The organism is Streptomyces corchorusii, assembly GCF_001514055.1.
Taxonomy (GTDB): domain Bacteria; phylum Actinomycetota; class Actinomycetes; order Streptomycetales; family Streptomycetaceae; genus Streptomyces; species Streptomyces olivaceoviridis.
In genome coordinates this window covers 395,624-415,614 of record NZ_KQ948358.1, presented here as the reverse complement: position 1 = coordinate 415,614, position 19,991 = coordinate 395,624, and the positions used below count along the sequence as shown (strand labels likewise).

Genomic DNA, 19,991 nt, shown 5'->3' with positions numbered 1-19,991 from the left:
GCGGTGTGTCATCGAGCAGATACGGTTTTGATCTGGAGAATGGCACCCCATTTGGGTGGCTGACCGTCGGACGGCTTGCCAGGGAGTCGGGCAAAGCCCCCAGGAGACACCCGAACGTACCTCGTACGCTAGCTGTCTGACGACTTGCCACCCGAACGGGGGGCACCCACCGTGGCGCCCGCCTTGACTCCGTTGTCCTTGCCGGCCGCCGGGGCCTCGAAGGACTCCAGCGCCTCCAGCACGTCCTGGACCCGGGAGATCTCGGCGTTGATGTCCTCGCGCCGGCGCACCAGGATCTCCAGCTCCCGCTTGCCCTCCTCGACCGTGCGCCGGGCCTCGCGGATCGCCTCCGCCTTCAGCTCCTCGGCCTCCTTGACGAGGCTGGCCTTCTTCTGCTCGGCCTCCTTGAGCAGCCCCTCCGCCTTCTTGACCGCGGCGATCCGCACCTTGCCCGCCTCGGAGTTGGCGTCCGACACCAGCTCCTTGGCCTTCGCCTCGGCCTTCGCCAGCTGCTCCTCGGCGGCCTTGATGAGCGCGTCGCAGCGGTCGCCGGTGGCCTTCATCGTCTCGGCGGCCTCGCGACGGGCCCGCTCGTGCAGCTCCTCGATCTCGGCGGTGATGCGGTCGCGCAGCTCCTCCGCGCGCTGCCGGATCGCGGTGGCGTCCCGGCGGGCGCCGACCAGCAGCTCGTCCGCGTCCGTCCGGGCCTTCTCCACCAGGGAGTTGCCCTCGATGGTGGCCTCGGAGACGATCCGGTCGGCCTCGCTGCGGGCCGCGCCGACCATCGTGTCGGCCTGCGACTCGGCGTCCGCGGTGGCCTTCAGCGCCTGCTGCTGCGCCTCGGTGAGCAGCTTGTCGGCCTCGGCCGTGGTCTCCGTGATGAGCTTGTCGACCTGCTCGGCCGCCTCCGAACGCCGTTTGTTGGCGTCCTTGCGGGCCTCGTCCAGGGTCCGCTCGGCCTCCTGGCGCGCGGAGTTGACGAGCCGTTCGGCCTCCGCCCGCGCCTCCGCCTTCGCCCGCTCGGCCTCGGCCCGCAGCCGCTCCGCGTGCGTCTGCGCCGAGCCGACGGTCTCGGCCGCCTCGGCCCGCAGCCGCTCGGCCTCGTCGGTGGCCTCCCCGAGCAGCTGCTCGGCGCTCGCGAGCGCCTCGGCGCGGACCCGGTCCGCCTCGCTCAGCGCCTCCGTGCGCACCCGCTCGGCCTCGGCGAGCGTCTCGGTCTGGAGCCGTTCGGCCTCGTTGCGGGCCTCGGTGATGAGGGTGTCGGCCTGGGTGGCCGCGTCGGAGCGGATGCGGTTGGCGTCCTTGCGGGCGTCGGCCCGGGTGCGGGCCGCCGCCTCGGTGGCCTCGGTGAGCGTCTCCGCCGCCTCCGTGCGGACGCGCACGGCCTCCGCGGCGGTCTCCGTCTGGAGCCGCTCGGCCTCGGCGAGCGTCTCGGTCTGGAGCCGTTCGGCCTCGTTGCGGGCCTCGGTGATGAGGGTGTCGGCCTGGGTGGCCGCGTCGGAGCGGATGCGGTTGGCGTCCTCGCGGGCGTCCGCCCGGGTGCGGGCCGCCGCCTGGTCGGCCTCGGCCAGCGCGTCCGACGCCTCGGTGCGCACCCGCTGGGCGTACTCGCCCGCGTCCGTGCGCAGCCGCTCGGCCTCCGCGATGGCCTCCGCCATCGTCCGCTCGGCCAGCGCCTTCGCGGCCTCGGACTCCTCGTTCGCCTCGCGCCGGATCCGGGAGGCGTCCTCGCTCGCCCGCTCCCGCTCGGCGTAGGCGTCGGCGCGGACCCGGTCCGCCTCCTCCTCGGCCTCCCGGCGGGTACGGTCCGCCGCGTGCTCGGCGGCCGAGCGCAGCCCGGCGATCTCCTCCTGCGCCTGCTCGTGCAGCCCGGCGACGGAGTCCCGCACCTGCTGCGCGTGCTGCTCGGCGGCGGCGACCATCTCGGTGGCGCGCCGGTCGGCCTCCTCCACCAGGCGGGTGGCCTCGGCCTGCGCCTCCTCCACGCGCTTGCGCGCCGAGGCCAGCAGCTCCTCGCTCTGCTCGCGGGCCCGCTGCCGCTCCTGGTCGGCCTCCTCGCGCGCGGCGCCGAGGAGTTCCTCGGCCTCGCGGCGGCGCCGGGCGGCCTCCTCCTGCGCGGCGGCCAGCGTCTCGGACGCCTCGGTGCCGAGGCGCTCGGCGGCGGCCTGCGCCTCCGCGCGCACCCGGTCGGCGGTGTCCTGCGCCTCCGCCTTCAGCCGCTCGGCCTCGGCGGCGGCCTCGGACCGCAGCCGTACGGCGATGGCCTCGCCCTCGGCGCGGGAGGCGGACGCGTCGGACGCGGCCTCGTTCCGCAGCCGCTCGGCCTCGGCCTCGGCCTGCTGCTGGAGCGCACGGATCCGCTCGGCGGACTCCGCGCGCAGCCGCTCGGTCTCCTCGGCGGCCTCCCGGCGGATCCGGGCCGCCTCGGCACGGGCGTCCGTCAGCGCCTGCTCGGCCGACGCCAGCCGCTCCTGCGCCTCGGCCTGAAGCCGGCCCAACTCGTCGGCGGCCTCGGCACGACGGGACTCGACGGCCTTCTCGGTCTCCTCGCGCAGCTCCCGCGCGGCCTTCTCGGCGTCCGACCGGACCGTCTCGGCCTGCTCGGCGGCCTCGGAGCGCAGCCGCTCGGCCTCCTTGCGGGTGCGCTCCAGGGTCTCCTCGGCCTGCCGGCGCAGACCGGTGGCCCGCTCGATGGCCTCGGTGCGGACCTTCTCGCTGTCGGCGGTCGCGGTCTGCCGCAGCTCGTCGGCGTCCGCCTTGGCCTTGGCCAGCAGCTCCTCGGCGGACCTGGCCGCCTCCTCGATCTGCGCCACCGCCTCCCGGCGGGCCTCGGCGCGGATCGACTCGCCCTCGGCGACCGCGTCGGCGCGCAGCTGCTCGGCCTCGCCGCGCAGCCGCCGGGCCTCCTCCTGGAGCTCGACCGTCTTGGCGCGGTACTCCTTGGTGTCGTCCTTCGCCGCGCCCTTGAGCTGCTCGGCGATGTCGTGCGCCTCGGCGCGCAGCCGGTCCGCCTCGGCCTCGGCCTCCGAGCGGATCCGCTCGGCCTCCTCGGCCGCGGCCCGGGTGGTCTTCTGGGCGTCCTCGGACGCCTTGTTGAGGACGTCCTCGGCGGTCTTGGCCGCCTTGGACAGCTGGGTGGCCGTCTCCTCGGCGGTGATCGAGCGGGCCTTCTCGGCGGCCTCGGCGACGATCTTCTCGGCCTCGGCGCGGGCGTCCGCGACCAGCTGCTCGGCCTCGGACTTGGTCTGCTCGGCCTCCTTGGTGGCCTCCTCGACCAGCCGGGCGACCTGCTCCTTGGCGGTGCGCGTCCGGGTCTCGTTGGCGGACTCGGCGGTGGCGAGGGCCTTGGCCGCGGCCTCCTTCGCCTCCGTGACCACCTTCTCGGCCTCGGCCTGCGCCTTGCGCAGCGCCTCCTCGGCCGCCGCCATCCGCTCCTGGGCGGCCCGGCTCAGCTCGGCGGCCTGCCGGCGCGCCGCGTCCGACTCGGTGACCGTGGCCGTCCGCAGCTGCTCGGCGTGCTCGGTGGCCTCCTGCGCCTGCGTGGAGGCCGCGTTCAGCAGCCGCTCGGCGTCCGCGCGGGCCCGGCGCAGGATCTGCTCGGCCTCCGCGCGCGCCGACTCGGCCTCGCTCTGGAGCCGCTCCCGGGCCTCCCGGGTCAGCCGTTCGGCCTCCGCGCGGGCGGCGGCCATCGCCTGCTCGGCCTCCGCGCGGGACTCCTCCAGCAACCGGCGGGCCTGCTGCTCGGTCCGGGCGCGCAGCTGCTCGGCCCAGGCCACGTTCTCGTTGACGTGCGACTCGACGGTGGCCCTGCGCTCGGCCAGCTCCTGGTCGAGCTGCTGGCGCCGGGTCACCGCCTCCTGGTGCAGCTCCGCCTGGAGCCGCGCCGCCTGTTCGGCGTGCTCCTGAAGGATGCGCTGGGTCTGCGCACGGGCCTGGCTCAGCTCCCGCTCGGCGTCCTGGCGCAGCTGCTCGGCCTGCATCTGGGCGTTGCGGAGCAACTGTTCGGCCTGGTACCCGATGTCACCCGCGTCGTGGGCGGGCCGGGTCATGAGGGTGCGCCGCGCCTCGTGCAGCTTGGCGCGCAGCACCTCGACCTGGTAGCCGAGGTCCTCGGCGTGCTGGATCGCCTTCTCGCGCTCGGTCCTCAGCCGCTTCATCTCGGCCTCGAACCGAGAGAGGTGGTCGACGTCAGCCGCCGGCTCTCGCTCCTGGCTCTCGTAGCCCCGCACTGCGCGGTCTCATCCGTCCCCTGGTCAGCTTCTCCAACGAGCTCCGTCCATCCGCCGAACGGGGCCCCCGGGGAATGGTGTCAGACAGACGGCGGAGCACGGGCTGCTGCCCCGACGCTCGTCCCCCGAAACCCGGACCCCGGCATGCGGCCGTCCCCGTTTCGGAGACGACCGCCCCCAACCCTACCGGCCCTTATGTACGCGGGTCAGTGCTCAGGTGACTCAACAGGGGCCGAAGTGACCAGTTCTGTCAGAACGCCATGGCAATCCTTGGGGTGCAGGAAGGTGATCCGCGACCCCATGGAACCGCGTCGTGGCTCGTCGTACAGCACCCGGACGCCCTTTGCGCGGATGTCCGCGGCGTCCCCGTCGACGTCCGCCGTGCCGAAGGCGATGTGGTGGACGCCCTCCCCGTTCTTCGCGAGCCACTTGGCGACCGTGGAGTCCTCGCGGACCGGTTCGAGGAGCTGGAGGTAGGAGGCGCCGCCGTCCGAGGTGTCGTTGATCTTGAGCATGGCCTCCCGCACGCCCTGCTCCTCGTTGACCTCGGTGTGGAACACCTCGAAGCCGTACGTGGCCCGGTAGAACTCGACGGTCGCGTCGAGGTCGTGGCAGGCGATCCCGATGTGGTCGATTCGCGTCAGCATGGATTCAGTGCAGCGCTCCCCGGGTGGTTACGCAACGTGCGCGCGATCACACCGGCGGGCCGGTGACGCCGTGTCCAACCGCTCAGTACATTCGAAGTAAACCCTCGTTCACTCCTCGGCTGTGTGCAGCTGGAAGGGGATCGCACCTCATGTCTTCTGGATCTTCTGGAACGACCAGCTCGGTGATCGTCGCGGGCGCCCGGACGCCCATGGGGCGGCTGCTGGGCTCGCTGAAGTCCTTCTCCGGAGCCGACCTGGGCGGCTTCGCGATCAAGGCCGCCCTCGACCGTGCGGGGATCGGCGGCGACCAGGTGCAGTACGTGATCATGGGCCAGGTCCTCCAGGCCGGCGCCGGCCAGATCCCGGCCCGCCAGGCCGCCGTCAAGGCCGGCATCCCGATGACCGTGCCGGCGCTCACCGTCAACAAGGTGTGCCTCTCCGGCCTCGACGCCATCGCCCTCGCCGACCAGCTGATCCGCGCGGGTGAATTCGACATCGTCGTCGCGGGCGGCCAGGAGTCCATGACCAACGCCCCGCACCTGCTCCCCAAGTCCCGCGAAGGGTACAAGTACGGCGCGGTGCAGATGCTCGACGCGATGGCCTACGACGGCCTGACCGACCCGTGGGAGAACATCCCGATGGGCGAGTCCACCGAGAAGCACAACACCCGCCTCGGCATCAAGCGCCCCGAGCAGGACGAGATCGCCGCCCTGTCCCACCAGCGGGCCGCCGCCGCCCAGAAGAACGGCCTGTTCGAGGCCGAGATCACCCCGGTGGAGATCCCGCAGCGCAAGGGCGAGCCGGTGCTGTTCAGCAAGGACGAGGGCATCCGCGGCGACACCACCGCCGAGTCCCTGGCCAAGCTGCGCCCGGCCTTCGCCAAGGACGGCACGATCACCGCCGGCTCCTCCTCGCAGATCTCGGACGGTGCGGCGGCCGTGGTCGTGATGAGCAAGGCCAAGGCCGAGGAACTGGGCCTGACCTGGCTCGCCGAGATCGGCGCGCACGGCAATGTGGCCGGCCCGGACAACTCGCTCCAGTCCCAGCCGTCGAACGCCATCCTGCACGCCCTGAAGAAGGAGGGCCTGGAGGTCTCCGACCTGGACCTCATCGAGATCAACGAGGCCTTCGCCGCCGTCGCCGTGCAGTCAATGAAGGACCTCGGCGTTTCCACGGAAAAGGTGAACGTCAACGGCGGCGCGATCGCGCTGGGTCACCCGATCGGCATGTCCGGCGCCCGGCTCGTGCTCCACTTGGCGCTGGAGCTCAAGCGGCGCGGCGGCGGCATCGGCGCGGCGGCGCTGTGCGGCGGCGGTGGCCAGGGTGACGCGCTGATCGTGCGGGTACCGAAGGCCTGAGACACCGTAGGTCTGATTCCGGTACGGCAGGTCTGATTTCCGGTACGTCGGTGAAGTGAACGGAGCTGTGATGCAGGACGTCTCCTCTCTGGTGGCCCAGGCCAGGGAAGGCCGGCCGCGGGCCGTGGCCCGGCTGATCTCCCTCGTGGAGGGGGCGTCCCCGCAGCTGAGGGAGGTCATGGCGGCGCTGGCCCCGCTGACCGGCAACGCGTACGTGGTCGGTCTGACGGGCTCGCCGGGCGTCGGCAAGTCCACCTCCACCTCCGCGCTCGTCACCGCGTACCGCAAGCAGGGCAAGCGGGTCGGCGTCCTGGCCGTCGACCCCTCCTCGCCGTTCTCCGGCGGCGCGCTGCTCGGCGACCGGGTCCGGATGTCGGAGCACGCCTCCGACCCCGGCGTCTACATCCGCTCCATGGCGACCCGCGGCCACCTCGGCGGCCTGGCCTGGGCGGCCCCGCAGGCCATCCGGGTGCTGGACGCGGCCGGCTGCGACGTGATCCTGGTCGAGACGGTCGGTGTGGGCCAGTCGGAGGTGGAGATCGCCTCCCAGGCGGACACCAGCGTGGTCCTCCTGGCCCCCGGTATGGGCGACGGCATCCAGGCGGCGAAGGCCGGAATCCTGGAGATCGGCGACGTGTACGTCGTCAACAAGGCCGACCGGGACGGCGCCGACGCCACCGCCCGCGAACTGAACCACATGCTGGGCCTGGGCGAGGCCCGGGGCCCCGGCGACTGGCGCCCGCCGATCGTGAAGACGGTCGCGGCGCGCGCGGAGGGCGTCGACGAGGTCGTGGAGGCCCTGGAGAAGCACCGGGCCTGGATGGAGGAGCGCGGGACCCTCGCCGAGCGCCGCAAGGCCCGCGCGGCCCGCGAGGTGGAGACCATCGCGGTGACGGCCCTGCGCGAACGCATCGGCGACCTGCACGGCGACCGCCGCCTCAGCGCCCTCGCCGAACGCATCGTCACCGGCGAACTGGACCCCTACCGCGCGGCGGACGAACTCGTCGCGGGACTGACGGAGAGCTGACCGAGGCGAAGAACCACCACCGGCGCACCGGCCGCCGCCTCAGGTGTGGGGGAGGGGTACGAGCGGGGCGAACGCCTCTGGTGCGTAGGGACGCGTAGGCGCTGGGCGGGGCGGACGGTGAGCCGAGGGTGAGCACTGTGGCCGGTTGGGTGTCGCGGGCTGGACTCCTCCCGTACGGCGGATGAGCTGTTCGGAGCTGCGGCGGGCGGAGGGTCGCGAGTGGACCGTCGTCGGTGCACTGGGCGGGCCCGTACCGAGCGGTGGACGAAGTGGTCGTGGAGCTGAGGATGCGTGTGGACCGTCGTCGGCGGGCCGGGCCCCGGTGCCGTGCGGCGGACGAGGTGGTCGTGGGGCTGAGCACCGCGGGTGGATCGTTGCCGGCGAGCTGGACGCCTGCGGTGCGGGGATGAGCTGAGAGCGGGCGGCGAGGTGAGCACTGTGGCCGGTTGGGTGCCGCGGGCTGGGCTCCTCGTTGTGGGGCTCGTGGAGGGCCGCGGCGCGCGAGTGGACCTCGTCGGCGGGCTGGGCCCCCGGTGCCGCGCTGGGGACGCGTGCGGATCGTTGCCGACGGGGCGGACGCCCGTGCCGCGCGGCGGATGCGCTCGGCGTGGGCTTGGCCGGTTGCCGAGGGTCGGCGGCACGGTGATCGTGCTGCTACCTTGACCCGCATGTTCCTCTCCTTGGCGTAGAGCGCACCCGGAATCGCGCGGTCGGGCTGACGGCCGCCGCGCCCTTCGGTGCCCCTCTTTCCGCCTCTTCCCGAGGAACCCCGCGTGTCCACGCCCCCTTCGCGGCCCTCGTACGCCGCCGTCCTGCGCGTCCCGCACGCGCGCCGCACCTTCACCGCCGCCCTGACGGCCCGCCTGTCCTACGGCACGGTCTCGCCGGCGGTGCTGCTGTCCGTCACCCACGCCACCGGGTCGTACGCCGTCTCGGGCACCGTCCTCTCCCTCTTCGGCGCCACGACGGTCTTCCTGACGCCGCTGCGGGCCGCCCTGATCGACCGCCACGGCCCGCGCAGGGTCCTGCCGCCCATGTCCGCGCTGTACGGCGCCCTGCTGAGCATCCTGGCCGTGCTGACCTGGCGTCCCGGTGCACCGGCGGCGGCCATCGGGCTCACGGCCGCCCTCGCGGGCTCCTGCGCGCCCCCGCTGGGCCCGACGATGCGCGCCCTGTGGTCCGAACTGGTGACGGACCGGGACCTATTGCGACGCGCCTACAGTCTGGACGGCGTCGCGGAGGAACTGCTGTACGTCTCCGGCCCGGCCCTGATCGCCACGCTCGGGGGCTTCGCCCCGCCGGCCGCGGGAATCCTCCTCAGCGCGGCCCTGAACGCCGGCGGCACGTGCGCCTTCGTCACGTCCCCGGCGATGACCCGTCAAGGCCCGGGGCCTGCCTCGGCGGGCCCCGCCGGGGAGGAGCCCGGCCGGGAGCGGGTCGCCCCGCTCCGGGGGCTGTGGCCCCCGGTCGTGGTCGTCCTGGGGACGGGGCTGGCTCTCAGTGCCGTGGAACTGCTGGTGATGGCCTTCGCCACGGACCGTTCCTACGACCCCGCCCTGGTCCCCTGGGTCCTGGGCGCCCTCTCGGCGGGGAGCGCGCTGGGGGGGGCTGGCCAACGGGGTGGTGCGGTGGCGTGCGAGTGCCCGGACCCGGCTGTGCCGGTTCGCGGCGGGGCTCGGTCTCGTGCTCGCGGCAGCGGGCCTGGCCCCCGGCCTGGGGACCCTCGCGGCGACCCTGGCCTGCGCGGGGGCGTTCATCGCCCCGGCCCTGACGACGGCCTACCTCCTGGCCGACGAATCGGCTCCTGAGAGCGCCCGTACGCAGGCCGGGGCATGGGTGAACATGGCGGTGAACGCGGGAAGCTCGGGCGGGGCGATGGCGGCCGGGTTGGTGATCGGCCGCTTGCCGCTGCCCCTGTGCTTCACCCTGGCGGGTGCAGCCGCCCTGGTAGCCGCGGTGGCCGCGGGCAGTCGCACCGCCGGGACGGCAGGGGTGGGCGCGGCGCCCGTTCGGCGCCGGTAAGCGCACCCACCCCCCGCCCGGCTACCGCGCGTCCCGGGTCGGCGAGTCCGGCTCAGGGACGCCCGCGCTGCCCCCGCAGATGCTCGGCGATGGGCTTCAGCGCCTTGTCCAGTTCCATCAGCGCGTCCTGCGACAGCAGATCGATGAAGTGCCGGCGCACCGACGCGACATGGTGCGGCGCGACCTTCTTCATCGTCTCCAGGCCGTGATCCGTGAGCACGGCGTACAGCCCTCGCCGGTCCGTGTCGCAGTTCTCCCGGCGCACCAGGTTCGCGTTCTCCATACGCGTGATCTGGTGCGAGAGCCGGCTCTTGGACTGCATCGTCGCGGAGGCGAGGTCGCTCATCCGCATCCGCACGTCTTCCGACTCGGACAGGTTCACCAGGATCTCGTAGTCGTTCATTGTCAGGCCGAACGGTTGCAGATCCTTTTCGAGCTGGTACGTCAACAGCCTGTTGACCTCCAGGTGGGTGCGCCAAGCGCACTGCTCCGCATCGGTCAGCCAGCGCGTGGCCGTCTCGGTCTCCATGAATGAAGTCTACCTAAGAAGTTGAATGGCGAACTACTTCGGGTGGTGTGACAGTGCGCACGCGTTCGACGTCACACTCCGCAGACTACCGCTCACAGCCCGAAGCGACGCTGGAGGTCCCCCAGCTGTCCGGGAAGGCGCGGTACGCCCGACGATTGCGGACCGTGTCCGCCCGGTGCCGTTCCGCCACCGCCCGGGACCCCCGGTTCGGGGGGAACCGCCCCCGTGGCCGCGTCGGCCATGAGGGTCTCCGTCGACTGGAGCAGGACCGTCCCGGCGCCCACGAACTCGAACTGGTGCTCCTCCCCGGACACCCCGCCGAGGCCCGTCATCGCACGTAGACCGCCCAGTACACCCGTCAGATACCCGTGGTCGTAGTGATGGCACGGGGAAGGGCAGTCGGCCCACCCGACGAGCGCCTGGGGGTCGACCCGGATCGGAGGTTCCAGGAACACCACCGGTCCGTTGGATGCCGCCACGAACTTCCCGGTTCCGATAAGGGTCAGAAAACCCGGCACGATCGACTGCTTGAGCGCGAGACTTGGCTGAAAAGCGAGCAGGTTGCCCGCGCGAATGGTCAAGTTCCCGTCGTCCAGGTCATAGGAGTTGACGTCGAAGGCCCGGTCGGCCAGCAGCATCTTGCCGGAGCCCTCGGCCACGACCCAGTCGCTCGCGTGCAGTGGCGAATGGAACGACGTACGGACAAGTCGGTCGAGTCGCCCGTGCCCGATGCCGTTGAACTCGATCGTCCCGTAGTAGGCGATCATCTTCCCCTTCTGGAGGAACCACTGCCCGCCCTTGAGCTCCACGCAGAAGGTGTACTTGTTCACGTTGTCGTCGGCGGGCAGCGTCATCGGGTCGTGCACGACCGGCCCGGCGCCGGGAGTGACGTAGGTGCTCACAGCTTCTCCTCCGAGGCCTGGACGTACACCGTGCCGTTGCCGCTCAGCTCCAGCTGGAAGGCCTCGCCGGAGCCCCGGCCCACCATCTCGCGCCAGCCGAGCGCGGTGGACAGCCTGTTGCGGACCTCGCCGTGGTGGGCGACGTACGCCTGGGGGTCGACATGGACCGGACGCTGCGGGGTGACCGGGATCTCGAAGACGCCGCCGTGCGCCATCACGGCCACCGCGCCCTGTCCCTGGAGAGTCGTCGTGAACAGACCCTGCCCCGTGACCTGTCCGCGCACCATGCCCATGACCCCGCCCTGGGAGCCCATGAACATCGTCCCCTGCCGTAGCGTGCCCTCGAAGGCGAGCAGCCGGTCGGCCTCGACGTAGAGCGTGTCGCCGGCGAGGGTGATCACATGGACGTGGTGGCCGCCGTGCCCGAAGAACACCGTGCCGCTGCCCTCGACGGTCATCAGCGGGGTCGCCTCGCCGGCCACCCGGCGCCCGATCATGGACATCAGCCCGCCCTGTCCGGCCTGGGCGTTGGGCGTGAAGGACACGTCCCCCTGGTAGGCGAGCATCGCGCCGCGCTGACTGAACAGCCGCTGCCCCGGCACCACCGTCGCCTCGACCATCTTGGAGTTGATCTCTCGGAAGGTCATCTCACAGGTCCCCCGCGATCGTGTTCCGCTCGCTCGGCTGCACGTACACCAGTCCGTCGCCCTCGAAGCGGATCTGGAAGGCCTCGCCGCCGCCCTCCCCGAGCAGCGTGCGGAACGTCACACCGGACTGGAAGGACTGCCGGACGTTGCCCTGATGGGCCACGTAGGCGCCCGGGTCGACGGTCAGCGGGTACTGCGGGCTGACCCGGAACACGACCGCCGGCCCGTCCGAGACGATCGCCGCCTGGCCGTGGCCCTCCACGGTCGTCGTGAACAGGCCGTTGCCCTGCGAGGCCCCGCGCAGCCCCGTGAACGTCGTGCCCGTTCTGAGCCCCGCGTCCGTGGCCAGCAGGTTGCCCGCCTCCACGTAGAGCTTGTCGCCCTGGAGGCTCACCAGGTTGATCTCGGACGCCCGGTCCGCGAACCAGCAGGTCCCGTGTCCCTTCACCTCCATCACCGTCATCTGCTCACCGGTGAGCCGCCGGGTCACCATCCCGCGCAGCCCCTCGCCGCCACCGCTCAGCTTCTTGAAGGCCATCTGCCCGTCGTACGCGACCATCGAGCCGTTCTTCGCCTTCACGGCGTCCCCGGTCATGTCGACGGCGAGGACCTTGCTCCCCTGGAGCCGGAACATCGCCACGCTGCGAAAGTAGCGGCCGGGCGGGTGGACGGAACAGGGCCCATGGGTGGAGACCCACCCTGAGCGGACCCCTAAGGGCGCGGTTTGCCACAATGGGGGAACGCTTGTGCGTGCGTTCACAAATGACTCTCCCACCGAAGGTGACCCGTGGACATCAAGACCGCCACCGCCCTCCGCCGTCTCCGACTGGTCTCGGCCCCGGAGGCCGTGTCCTTCCTGATCCTGCTCCTGTGCTCGGTGCTCAAGCGGACCACGGACTTCAACGCGGTCCCCGTGATGGGCGCGGTCCACGGCGTCCTCTTCATCCTCTACGTGATCTTCTGGGCGGACGCCTGGAACCGCGCCAAGTGGCCGCTGAAGACGGCGGCCCTCTACTTCGTCCTCTCGGTGCTGCCGACCGGAGGCTTCTTCGCCGAGCGCAAGCTGCGCCGCGAGGCCGAGGACGCCGTCATCGCCGCCCGGGCCCGCAAGGAAGGGGTCGTGAACGCATGATCGTCGCCTTCTCCGTGACGCCCCTCGGCGTCGGTGAGGACGTGGGGGAGTACGTCGCCGACGCCGTGCGCGTGGTCCGCGAGTCGGGCCTGCCCAACCGCACCGACGCCATGTTCACCTCGATCGAGGGCGAGTGGGACGAGGTCATGGACGTCGTCAAACGGGCCGTCGCCGCCGTCGAGGCGCGCGCCCCGCGCGTCTCGCTCGTCCTCAAGGCCGACATCCGCCCCGGAGTGACCGACGGGCTCACGTCCAAGGTGGAGACCGTCGAACGGCACCTCGCCCAGTAGCCCCACCCCTCGGCGAAACCCCGAAACCCCGAGACCCCGAAACCCCCGAGACCCCGGTCCCGCAGGGCCGGGGTTTTGCCGTACCCACCCTTTGAGCGGTCGCTCAAAAAGGTGTACGTTCGGCGCCAGACGATTTGAGCAGTCGCTCAAACGCGGGCTCACGTGGGGGGAACACATGGGTCTCTACATAGAGACGCACATCCGCGCCGACCTCGACGAGCTCTGGGCCCGCACCCAGGACCCCGCCCGCCACCAGCGCTGGGACCTGCGCTTCACCGAGATCGAGTACCTCCCGCGCGCGGAGGGCGAGCCGCAGCGCTTCCGGTACGCCACGCGCGTGCTGCCGTTCCTCACGGTCTCCGGCACCGGCGTGGCCGCCGGCGAGAAGGAACGCCCCGACGGCACCCGCACCTCCGCCCTGCGCTTCGCCTCCCCGCACCCCCTCTCCCTGATCGCCGAGGGCAGCGGCTACTGGCGCTACGTCCCCGACGCCCACGGCGTCCGCTTCCTCACCGGCTACGACTACCGCCCCCGCTGGGGAGCGCCCGGCGCCCTCGCCGACCGCCTGCTGTTCCGCCCGCTCATGGGCTGGGCCACCGCCTGGTCCTTCGACCGGCTCCGGCTCTGGCTGGAGCGGGGCATCACCCCCGAGCGGGCCCTGTACCGCTGGCTGGCCGAACTGACGGCCCGGGCGCTCCTGCTCGCCCTGTGCCTGACCGGACTGGGACGGGGCTCGCTCCCCGGCCCGTCCGGCCCCTTCGCGGACTCGCTGGCCTACCTCTGCCCGCTCCTGCTCCTGCTCGGCGTCTCCCTGGCCCTGTTCAAGGCACCGCTCGCCGGCACCCCGGCCGCCCGCCGCTGCCTGCGCGCCCCCGCCACCCGAACCCGCGCGCCCCGCCTGCTGCGCACCCTGGAGAAGCACGGATGACCTCGATCTTCCAGACCGCCATGGGAGCGGAGTTCCAGCGCCTCCACCCCGCCCTGCGGCGCCGCTTCTCGGTGGGGCTGGCCGGCGGCGAGGCCTGCACCGGCCGGGGCGTGATGGACCGGATCTGGCACGGACCGGCCTTCGTGAAACCGTTCCTCGCGCTGGGCGCCACCCGGAACATCCTGGTCCCGAGACCCGGCCGGAACGTCCCCTTCGTGATCGAGAACGTGCCCTACAGGGACACCTTCGGGCGTGAGACGGTGAGCTTCGTGCGCACCTTCCACCTGCCCGGCCGCGCCCGCCGTTTCGACGCCCAGATGGTGCTCGGCCCCCGGGGCGACCGTGTCCTCGACTACCTCGGCACCCACCAGCACCTGGCGACCGACCTGCACTTCCGCGCCGAGCCCGACGGCTCCCTGCTCATCCGCTCCGGCGCGCACCGGTTCCGGGAGGGCCCGGTGGACGTCCGCGTCCCCGAGCTCATCGGCGCGACGGCCGAGGTCCGGGAGTCGTACGACGAGACGACCGGCCGCTTCCGCGTCCGCGTGCGCGTGGTGAACCGCTGGTTCGGCCCGCTCTTCGGCTACGAGGGCTCCTTCATGGCGTCGTACACCGACGTCCGCGCCCATGGCGTGCGGCCCGGCCTCCGCCCGGTGCGGGAGGAGGCGCGCGCGTGAGCCCGGAGACCGCGAAGGCGCAGGAGACCAAGACGAAGCTGCTGGAGGGCGCCCTGCGGACGCTCACCGAGCAGGGCATCGCCAAGACGTCGGCCCGTACGGTGGCGGCGGCGGCCGGGGTCAACCAGGCGCTGGTCTTCTACCACTTCGGATCGGTGGACGAGCTGCTCGCCGCGGCCTGCCGGTACGGCGCGGAGAAGGCCGTGGCCCGGTACCGCGAGCGCCTCGCCGCGGTGGACTCGCTCGCCGAGCTCCTCGCCGTCGGCCGCGAGATCCATGAGCACGAGCGGGCCGGCGGCCATGTGGCCCTGCTCGGCCAGCTGCTCGCCGGCGCCCCGACGCACGCGGCACTGGGCCCGGCGACGGCCGACGGGCTGCGGCTGTGGATCACCGAGATCGAGCGGGTGCTCCGGCGCGTGCTGGCGACGACCCCCTTCGGCGAGTTCGCCGATCCGGCGGGCCTGGCGCGGGCGGTGGCCGCGTCGTTCGTCGGCATCGAGCTGTACGAGGGGGTGGACGAGACGGGGGCGCACGCGGCGCTGGACGCCCTGGAGCAGCTCGGCGCGCTCGTGGCCGCGGTGGAGTCCCTGGGCCCGGTCGCCCAGCGGGCCGTCCGGCACCACCTGCGGCGGCGGGGACGCGGCTGACCGCTCGGACGGCCGGGGTGCGCGGGCGCCAGGTGTGCGGCAGCCACGCCCCGCACCGAGACGACCCGTACCCGGTCCGGGACACGCGGCTGCGGGCCGTCGGAACCGCACTGCGGGGCCTTCCGCCTCGACCGGGTCCGCCGCGAAGGCCGCACCCCCTTCGCCGGCGCCCCCGGCGGCCGGCACCGCCCTGGCATCCGCCCCGTGCGCTTCACCCGCCGACGTGTCCTCACCGGTGCGCCGGGCGTGACGGATTGTCGTGACCCCGCGTCCGCCGCCCCGCGCGGAGCCGCCGGCACGCGTTCGTGAGCGGCAGGGGACCGAAAGGCGAGACGGAGCTGACCGGCATATGACCGGCCGGTAGGGTCTGAAGACGTGCCGAAGCCTCTCAGCCTCCCGTTCGACCCCATCGCCCGCGCCGACGAACTCTGGAAGCAGCGATGGGGCAAGGTGCCGTCCATGGCCGCGATCACCTCGATCATGCGGGCCCAGCAGATCCTGCTCGCCGAGGTGGACGCGGTGGTCAAGCCGTACGGGCTGACGTTCGCCCGGTACGAGGCGCTGGTGCTGCTCACCTTCTCCAAGGCCGGTGAGCTGCCGATGTCCAAGATCGGTGAGCGGTTGATGGTGCACCCCACGTCCGTGACGAACACGGTGGACCGGCTGGTGAGGTCCGGGCTGGTCGCCAAGCGGCCCAACCCCAACGACGGGCGCGGCACGCTGGCCGTCATCACCGACAAGGGGCGCGAGGTGGTCGACGCGGCCACCCGTGACCTGATGGCCATGGACTTCGGGCTCGGGGTGTACGACGCCGAGGAGTGCCAGGAGATCTTCGCGCTGCTGCGCCCGCTGCGGATCGCGGCACACGACTTCGACGAGTGACCCGGGGCAAGATCTCCCGGAACGGGTGGTTACGCTCGCTCCATGAAGAAAAGCGTGCTGACCCGCTACCGCGTCATGGCCTACACCACCGGCGTGCTGCTGGTGCTGCTCTGCCTGAGCATGATCGCGAAGTACGGGCTGGACGTCGACGGTGCCGCCGACTTCACCCGGGTCGTCGCCATCGCCCACGGCTGGCTGTACGTCGTCTACCTGATCTTCGCGTTCGACCTGGGCTCCAAGGCCAAGATGCCGGTCGGCCGCCAGCTCTGGGTGCTGCTGGCGGGGACGATCCCGACCGCAGCGTTCTTCGTCGAGCGGAAGATCAGCCGCGAGCTGGAGCCCCGGGTCGCCGACGAGACCCCGGCCGTCGCCAAGGCGTAGCGGGTACCGCCGTACGGATGCCGTGCGGCGGTCTGCCATCGACATTTACTAGGACGTCCAAGTAAATTCGAGGGTATGGACGCTCACGCCATCGAGGAGGGCCGCCGACGCTGGCAGGCCCGCTACGACGCCGCGCGCAAGCGCGACGCGGACTTCACCACGCTCTCCGGCGACCCCGTGGAGCCGGTGTACGGGCCCCGGCCGGGTGACACGTACGAGGGATTCGAGCGGATCGGCTGGCCCGGGGAGTACCCCTTCACGCGCGGGCTCCATCCGACCGGCTACCGCGGCCGCACCTGGACGATCCGGCAGTTCGCCGGGTTCGGCAATGCCGAGCAGACCAACGAGCGGTACAAGATGATCCTCGCCGCCGGCGGCGGGGGCCTGTCCGTCGCCTTCGACATGCCGACGCTCATGGGGCGGGACTCCGACGACCCCCGCTCCCTCGGCGAGGTCGGGCACTGCGGGGTCGCCATCGACTCGGCCGCCGACATGGAGGTGCTCTTCAAGGACATCCCGCTGGGGGACGTCACGACCTCCATGACCATCAGCGGGCCCGCCGTGCCCGTCTTCTGCATGTACCTGGTCGCCGCCGAGCGGCAGGGCGTCGACCCGGCCGTGCTCAACGGGACCCTCCAGACCGACATCTTCAAGGAGTACATCGCCCAGAAGGAGTGGCTCTTCCAGCCCGAGCCCCACCTGCGGCTGATCGGCGACCTGATGGAGCACTGCGCGGCGGGGATCCCGGCGTACAAGCCGCTCTCCGTCTCCGGGTACCACATCCGGGAGGCCGGGTCCACGGCCGCGCAGGAGCTGGCGTACACGCTGGCGGACGGGTTCGGGTACGTCGAGCTGGGGCTCAGCCGCGGTCTCGACGTCGACGTCTTCGCGCCCGGCCTGTCCTTCTTCTTCGACGCGCACGTCGACTTCTTCGAGGAGATCGCCAAGTTCCGGGCGGCGCGCCGGATCTGGGCGCGGTGGATGCGGGACGTGTACGGCGCGAAGTCCGAGAAGGCGCAGTGGCTGCGGTTCCACACGCAGACCGCGGGTGTCTCGCTGACCGCGCAGCAGCCGTACAACAACGTGGTGCGCACGGCGGTGGAGGCGTTGGCGGCCGTGCTCGGCGGGACCAACTCGCTGCACACCAACGCGCTCGACGAGACCCTCGCCCTGCCCTCCGAGCAGGCCGCGGAGATCGCGCTGCGCACGCAGCAGGTGCTGATGGAGGAGACCGGGGTCGCCAACGTGGCCGATCCGCTGGGCGGCTCCTGGTACGTCGAGCAGCTGACGGACCGGATCGAGGCGGACGCGGAGAAGATCTTCGAGCAGATCAAGGAGCGGGGGCTGCGGGCTCACCCGGACGGGCGGCACCCGATCGGGCCCATCACGTCCGGCATCCTGCGCGGGATCGAGGACGGCTGGTTCACCGGGGAGATCGCGGAGTCCGCGTTCCGGTACCAGCAGGCGCTGGAGAAGGGGGACAAGAAGGTCGTCGGCGTCAACGTCCACACCGGGTCCGTCACCGGGGACCTGGAGATCCTGCGGGTCAGCCATGAGGTGGAGCGGGAGCAGGTGCGGGTGCTCGCCGAGCGGAAGGCGGCGCGGGACGAGGCGGCTGTGCGGGGGGCGTTGGACGGGATGCTCGCCGCGGCCCGGTCCGGGGCCAACATGATCGAGCCGATGCTGGAGGCCGTGCGGGCCGAGGCGACGCTGGGGGAGATCTGCGGGGTGCTGCGGGACGAGTGGGGGGTGTACACGGAGCCGGCCGGCTTCTAGGCGCCCCTGGCCGGGCCGACCGCCGGGGGGCTCCGCGCCCCCCGGCCACCGGTCTACGCCCGCTCGCCACCCGGCTCGGCGGGCTGGGACGCGAGGCCCGACAGCAGCAACCGCGTGAAGCTGCGGACCCAGTCCTCGTCCGCCGGTTTGCCGCTGACCAGGGTGCGGTGGACCACCGCGCCCGCGACCACGTCGAAGATGAGGTCCACCGTGCGGGCGGACTCCCCGGGGTCGGGTTCCGGGGGGAGCTCGCCGCGGCACTGGGCACGGGCGCGGCCCTCCAGGACCAGCCGCATCTGCCGGTCCACGATGGAGGCGCGGACGCGTTCGCGCAGGGCGTCGTCGCGGGTGGCCTCGGCGACCACCGCCATCAGGCCGCTCTTGGCCTCCGGGCGGGCCAGGATGGCCGCGAACTGGAGGACGACGCCCTCGATGTCGGCGGCGAGGCTGCCGCGGTCGGGCAGCTCCAGCTCGTCGAAGAGCTCCGCCACCGCGTCCACGACCAGCTCGTTCTTGCCCGCCCAGCGGCGGTAGAGGGTCGTCTTCGCAACCCCGGCCCGCGTGGCGACGTCTCCCAGGGTGAGTTTCGACCAGCCGAGTTCGACCAGAGCCTCCCGGGTCGCGGCCAGGATCGCGGTGTCCGCGGCGGCGCTGCGCGGGCGCCCGGTACGGCGGGCGGGAGTGCGGCTCTGCATCCTCCGACCATAACCGGCGGGTTCTGTGCGGCCGTGAGGGAGATCACCGGGGCGGGGTGCCGCGCGGTGCCCTCTTGGCATTACGCTACGGGTCGTAGCGAAAGCTCGCGAGGGACGTACGCGGGCGACGACCACCAGGCGTGGGGTGGGGACCCGGCGCCGCACATCGTTTTTTTCATCAGACGCGGGATCGGGGGAGGATAGACGCATGCAGCCACGGAACATGTCCATGAGCGGTGTCGTCGACCTCGCCGCGGTGAAGGCGGCCCAGGAGGCCAAGGCCAAGGCGGAGCAGGCGCGCGCCGAAGCCGCCCGGCAGGGCGGGACGGGGGCCGTCTCCCCGGCCGATCTCGTCATCGACGTCGATGAGGCGGGCTTCGAGCGGGATGTCCTCCAGCGCTCCGCCGAAGTCCCGGTCGTCATCGACTTCTGGGCCGAGTGGTGTCAGCCCTGCAAGCAGCTGAGCCCGGTCCTGGAGCGGCTGGCCGTCGAGTACAACGGGCGCTTCCTCCTCGCCAAGATCGACGTCGACGCCAACCAGATGCTGATGCAGCAGTTCGGGATCCAGGGCATCCCGGCCGTGTTCGCCGTCGTGGCGGGCCAGGCGCTGCCGCTCTTCCAGGGGGTGGCCGGCGAGCAGCAGATCCGGGAGACCCTCGACCAGTTGGTGGCGGTCGCGGAGCAGCGCTTCGGGCTGACCGGTCTGACCGTCGACCCGGACGCGGAGCCGGGCGGTGGCCCGCAGGCCGCGGCGGCCGAAGGGCCGTACGACGCCGCGCTGAACGCCGCCGCGCAGGCGCTGGACGCCGGCGACCTGGGCGGGGCCGTCCAGGCGTACAAGAACGTGCTGGCCGACGACCCGGCCCACCCGGAGGCCAAACTGGGCCTGGCGCAGGCCGAGTTGCTCCAGCGCGTGCAGGGCATGGACCCGCAGAAGGTGCGTCAGGAAGCCGCCGAGAAGCCGAAGGACGCGCGGGCGCAGATCGCCGCCGCCGACCTGGACCTGGTGGGCGGGCACGTCGAGGACGCCTTCGGGCGGCTCATCGAGACCGTGCAGCGCACGGCGGGTGACGACCGCGAGGCGGTACGGCTCCGGTTGCTGGAGCTGTTCGAGGTCGTGGGCCAGGAGGACCCGCGGGTGGTGGGCGCACGCAGGGCCCTCGCCCGCGCCCTGTTCTGACCAGTCCCTAAACGCCACGGCTTGTGATGCCGGGGTGAAAGG

The 19,991-nt window shown here is 72.4% G+C and carries 19 protein-coding genes; 12 read left to right on the top strand and 7 right to left on the bottom strand.

Annotated elements, in window-relative coordinates:
• Positions 1-128: 128 nt before the first annotated feature.
• Both scy and mce read right to left on the bottom strand, forming a co-directional pair.
• On the bottom strand, positions 129-4,229 hold the full coding sequence (gene scy / locus AQJ11_RS22900) for a polarized growth protein Scy (RefSeq protein ID WP_059264196.1): 4,101 nt from the start codon (positions 4,227-4,229) through the stop codon (positions 129-131).
• A gap of 206 nt (positions 4,230-4,435) precedes the next feature.
• A complete protein-coding gene (mce, locus tag AQJ11_RS22895) occupies positions 4,436-4,876 on the bottom strand; it encodes a methylmalonyl-CoA epimerase (protein WP_014675038.1) in 441 nt (146 codons plus the stop codon).
• Positions 4,877-5,025: 149 nt separating this feature from the next.
• Here mce and AQJ11_RS22890 point away from each other — a divergent pair, with 149 nt between their 5' ends.
• The 3 genes from AQJ11_RS22890 (at position 5,026) to AQJ11_RS22880 (ending at position 9,069) form a co-directional block, all read left to right on the top strand.
• Positions 5,026-6,234: an acetyl-CoA C-acetyltransferase gene (locus AQJ11_RS22890; protein WP_167360871.1), complete on the top strand. Its 1,209-nt coding sequence runs from the start codon at positions 5,026-5,028 to the stop codon at positions 6,232-6,234.
• A 70-nt stretch (positions 6,235-6,304) separates the two neighbouring features.
• On the top strand, positions 6,305-7,261 hold the full coding sequence (gene meaB, locus AQJ11_RS22885) for a methylmalonyl Co-A mutase-associated GTPase MeaB (RefSeq protein ID WP_014675040.1): 957 nt from the start codon (positions 6,305-6,307) through the stop codon (positions 7,259-7,261).
• Positions 7,262-8,034: 773 nt separating this feature from the next.
• The gene (locus tag AQJ11_RS22880) at positions 8,035-9,069 is read left to right on the top strand and encodes an MFS transporter (RefSeq protein WP_341846289.1); all 1,035 of its coding nucleotides are present in this window, start codon (positions 8,035-8,037) and stop codon (positions 9,067-9,069) included.
• Positions 9,070-9,335: 266 nt separating this feature from the next.
• On the opposite strand, the gene AQJ11_RS22875 is transcribed toward AQJ11_RS22880, so the two are convergent.
• The 4 genes from AQJ11_RS22875 to AQJ11_RS22860 form a co-directional block, all read right to left on the bottom strand.
• On the bottom strand, positions 9,336-9,812 hold the full coding sequence (locus AQJ11_RS22875) for a MarR family winged helix-turn-helix transcriptional regulator (RefSeq protein ID WP_014675042.1): 477 nt from the start codon (positions 9,810-9,812) through the stop codon (positions 9,336-9,338).
• A 92-nt stretch (positions 9,813-9,904) separates the two neighbouring features.
• The gene (locus tag AQJ11_RS22870; RefSeq protein ID WP_059264195.1) at positions 9,905-10,714 is read right to left on the bottom strand and encodes an AIM24 family protein; all 810 of its coding nucleotides are present in this window, start codon (positions 10,712-10,714) and stop codon (positions 9,905-9,907) included.
• Positions 10,711-11,361: an AIM24 family protein gene (locus AQJ11_RS22865; RefSeq protein ID WP_059264194.1), complete on the bottom strand. Its 651-nt coding sequence runs from the start codon at positions 11,359-11,361 to the stop codon at positions 10,711-10,713. Before AQJ11_RS22865 ends, AQJ11_RS22870 begins: the two co-directional genes overlap by 4 nt.
• A gap of 1 nt (position 11,362) precedes the next feature.
• On the bottom strand, positions 11,363-11,995 hold the full coding sequence (locus AQJ11_RS22860) for an AIM24 family protein (RefSeq protein WP_059264193.1): 633 nt from the start codon (positions 11,993-11,995) through the stop codon (positions 11,363-11,365).
• A 153-nt stretch (positions 11,996-12,148) separates the two neighbouring features.
• Here AQJ11_RS22860 and AQJ11_RS22855 point away from each other — a divergent pair, with 153 nt between their 5' ends.
• The 8 genes from AQJ11_RS22855 (at position 12,149) to icmA (ending at position 18,074) form a co-directional block, all read left to right on the top strand.
• Positions 12,149-12,493, top strand: a complete 345-nt coding sequence (locus tag AQJ11_RS22855) for a DUF3817 domain-containing protein (protein ID WP_014675046.1) — start codon at positions 12,149-12,151, stop codon at positions 12,491-12,493.
• Complete coding sequence (locus tag AQJ11_RS22850; RefSeq protein ID WP_014675047.1) at positions 12,490-12,783, top strand: MTH1187 family thiamine-binding protein; 294 nt, start codon at positions 12,490-12,492, stop codon at positions 12,781-12,783. The genes AQJ11_RS22855 and AQJ11_RS22850 overlap by 4 nt, the downstream gene beginning before the upstream one ends.
• Before the next feature lie 175 nt (positions 12,784-12,958).
• The gene (locus AQJ11_RS22845) at positions 12,959-13,711 is read left to right on the top strand and encodes a hypothetical protein (RefSeq protein ID WP_059264192.1); all 753 of its coding nucleotides are present in this window, start codon (positions 12,959-12,961) and stop codon (positions 13,709-13,711) included.
• Positions 13,708-14,388 carry a DUF4166 domain-containing protein gene (locus tag AQJ11_RS22840; protein WP_059264191.1) on the top strand — a complete coding sequence of 227 codons (681 nt, stop codon included), beginning with the start codon at positions 13,708-13,710 and terminating at the stop codon, positions 14,386-14,388. Before AQJ11_RS22845 ends, AQJ11_RS22840 begins: the two co-directional genes overlap by 4 nt.
• On the top strand, positions 14,385-15,035 hold the full coding sequence (locus tag AQJ11_RS22835) for a TetR/AcrR family transcriptional regulator (RefSeq protein WP_014675050.1): 651 nt from the start codon (positions 14,385-14,387) through the stop codon (positions 15,033-15,035). Before AQJ11_RS22840 ends, AQJ11_RS22835 begins: the two co-directional genes overlap by 4 nt.
• A gap of 375 nt (positions 15,036-15,410) precedes the next feature.
• Positions 15,411-15,917: a MarR family winged helix-turn-helix transcriptional regulator gene (locus AQJ11_RS22830; protein WP_014675051.1), complete on the top strand. Its 507-nt coding sequence runs from the start codon at positions 15,411-15,413 to the stop codon at positions 15,915-15,917.
• A gap of 42 nt (positions 15,918-15,959) precedes the next feature.
• Positions 15,960-16,298, top strand: a complete 339-nt coding sequence (locus AQJ11_RS22825; protein WP_041665507.1) for a DUF3817 domain-containing protein — start codon at positions 15,960-15,962, stop codon at positions 16,296-16,298.
• 75 nt (positions 16,299-16,373) lie between these two features.
• A complete protein-coding gene (gene icmA / locus AQJ11_RS22820) occupies positions 16,374-18,074 on the top strand; it encodes a coenzyme B12-dependent isobutyryl-CoA mutase large subunit (protein ID WP_014675053.1) in 1,701 nt (566 codons plus the stop codon).
• A 53-nt stretch (positions 18,075-18,127) separates the two neighbouring features.
• Here icmA and AQJ11_RS22815 read toward each other — a convergent pair whose 3' ends face one another.
• Positions 18,128-18,769, bottom strand: a complete 642-nt coding sequence (locus tag AQJ11_RS22815) for a TetR/AcrR family transcriptional regulator (RefSeq protein ID WP_058081934.1) — start codon at positions 18,767-18,769, stop codon at positions 18,128-18,130.
• Between the two features lie 208 nt (positions 18,770-18,977).
• Here AQJ11_RS22815 and AQJ11_RS22810 point away from each other — a divergent pair, with 208 nt between their 5' ends.
• A complete protein-coding gene (locus tag AQJ11_RS22810) occupies positions 18,978-19,949 on the top strand; it encodes a tetratricopeptide repeat protein (protein ID WP_059264190.1) in 972 nt (323 codons plus the stop codon).
• Positions 19,950-19,991: the final 42 nt, after the last annotated feature.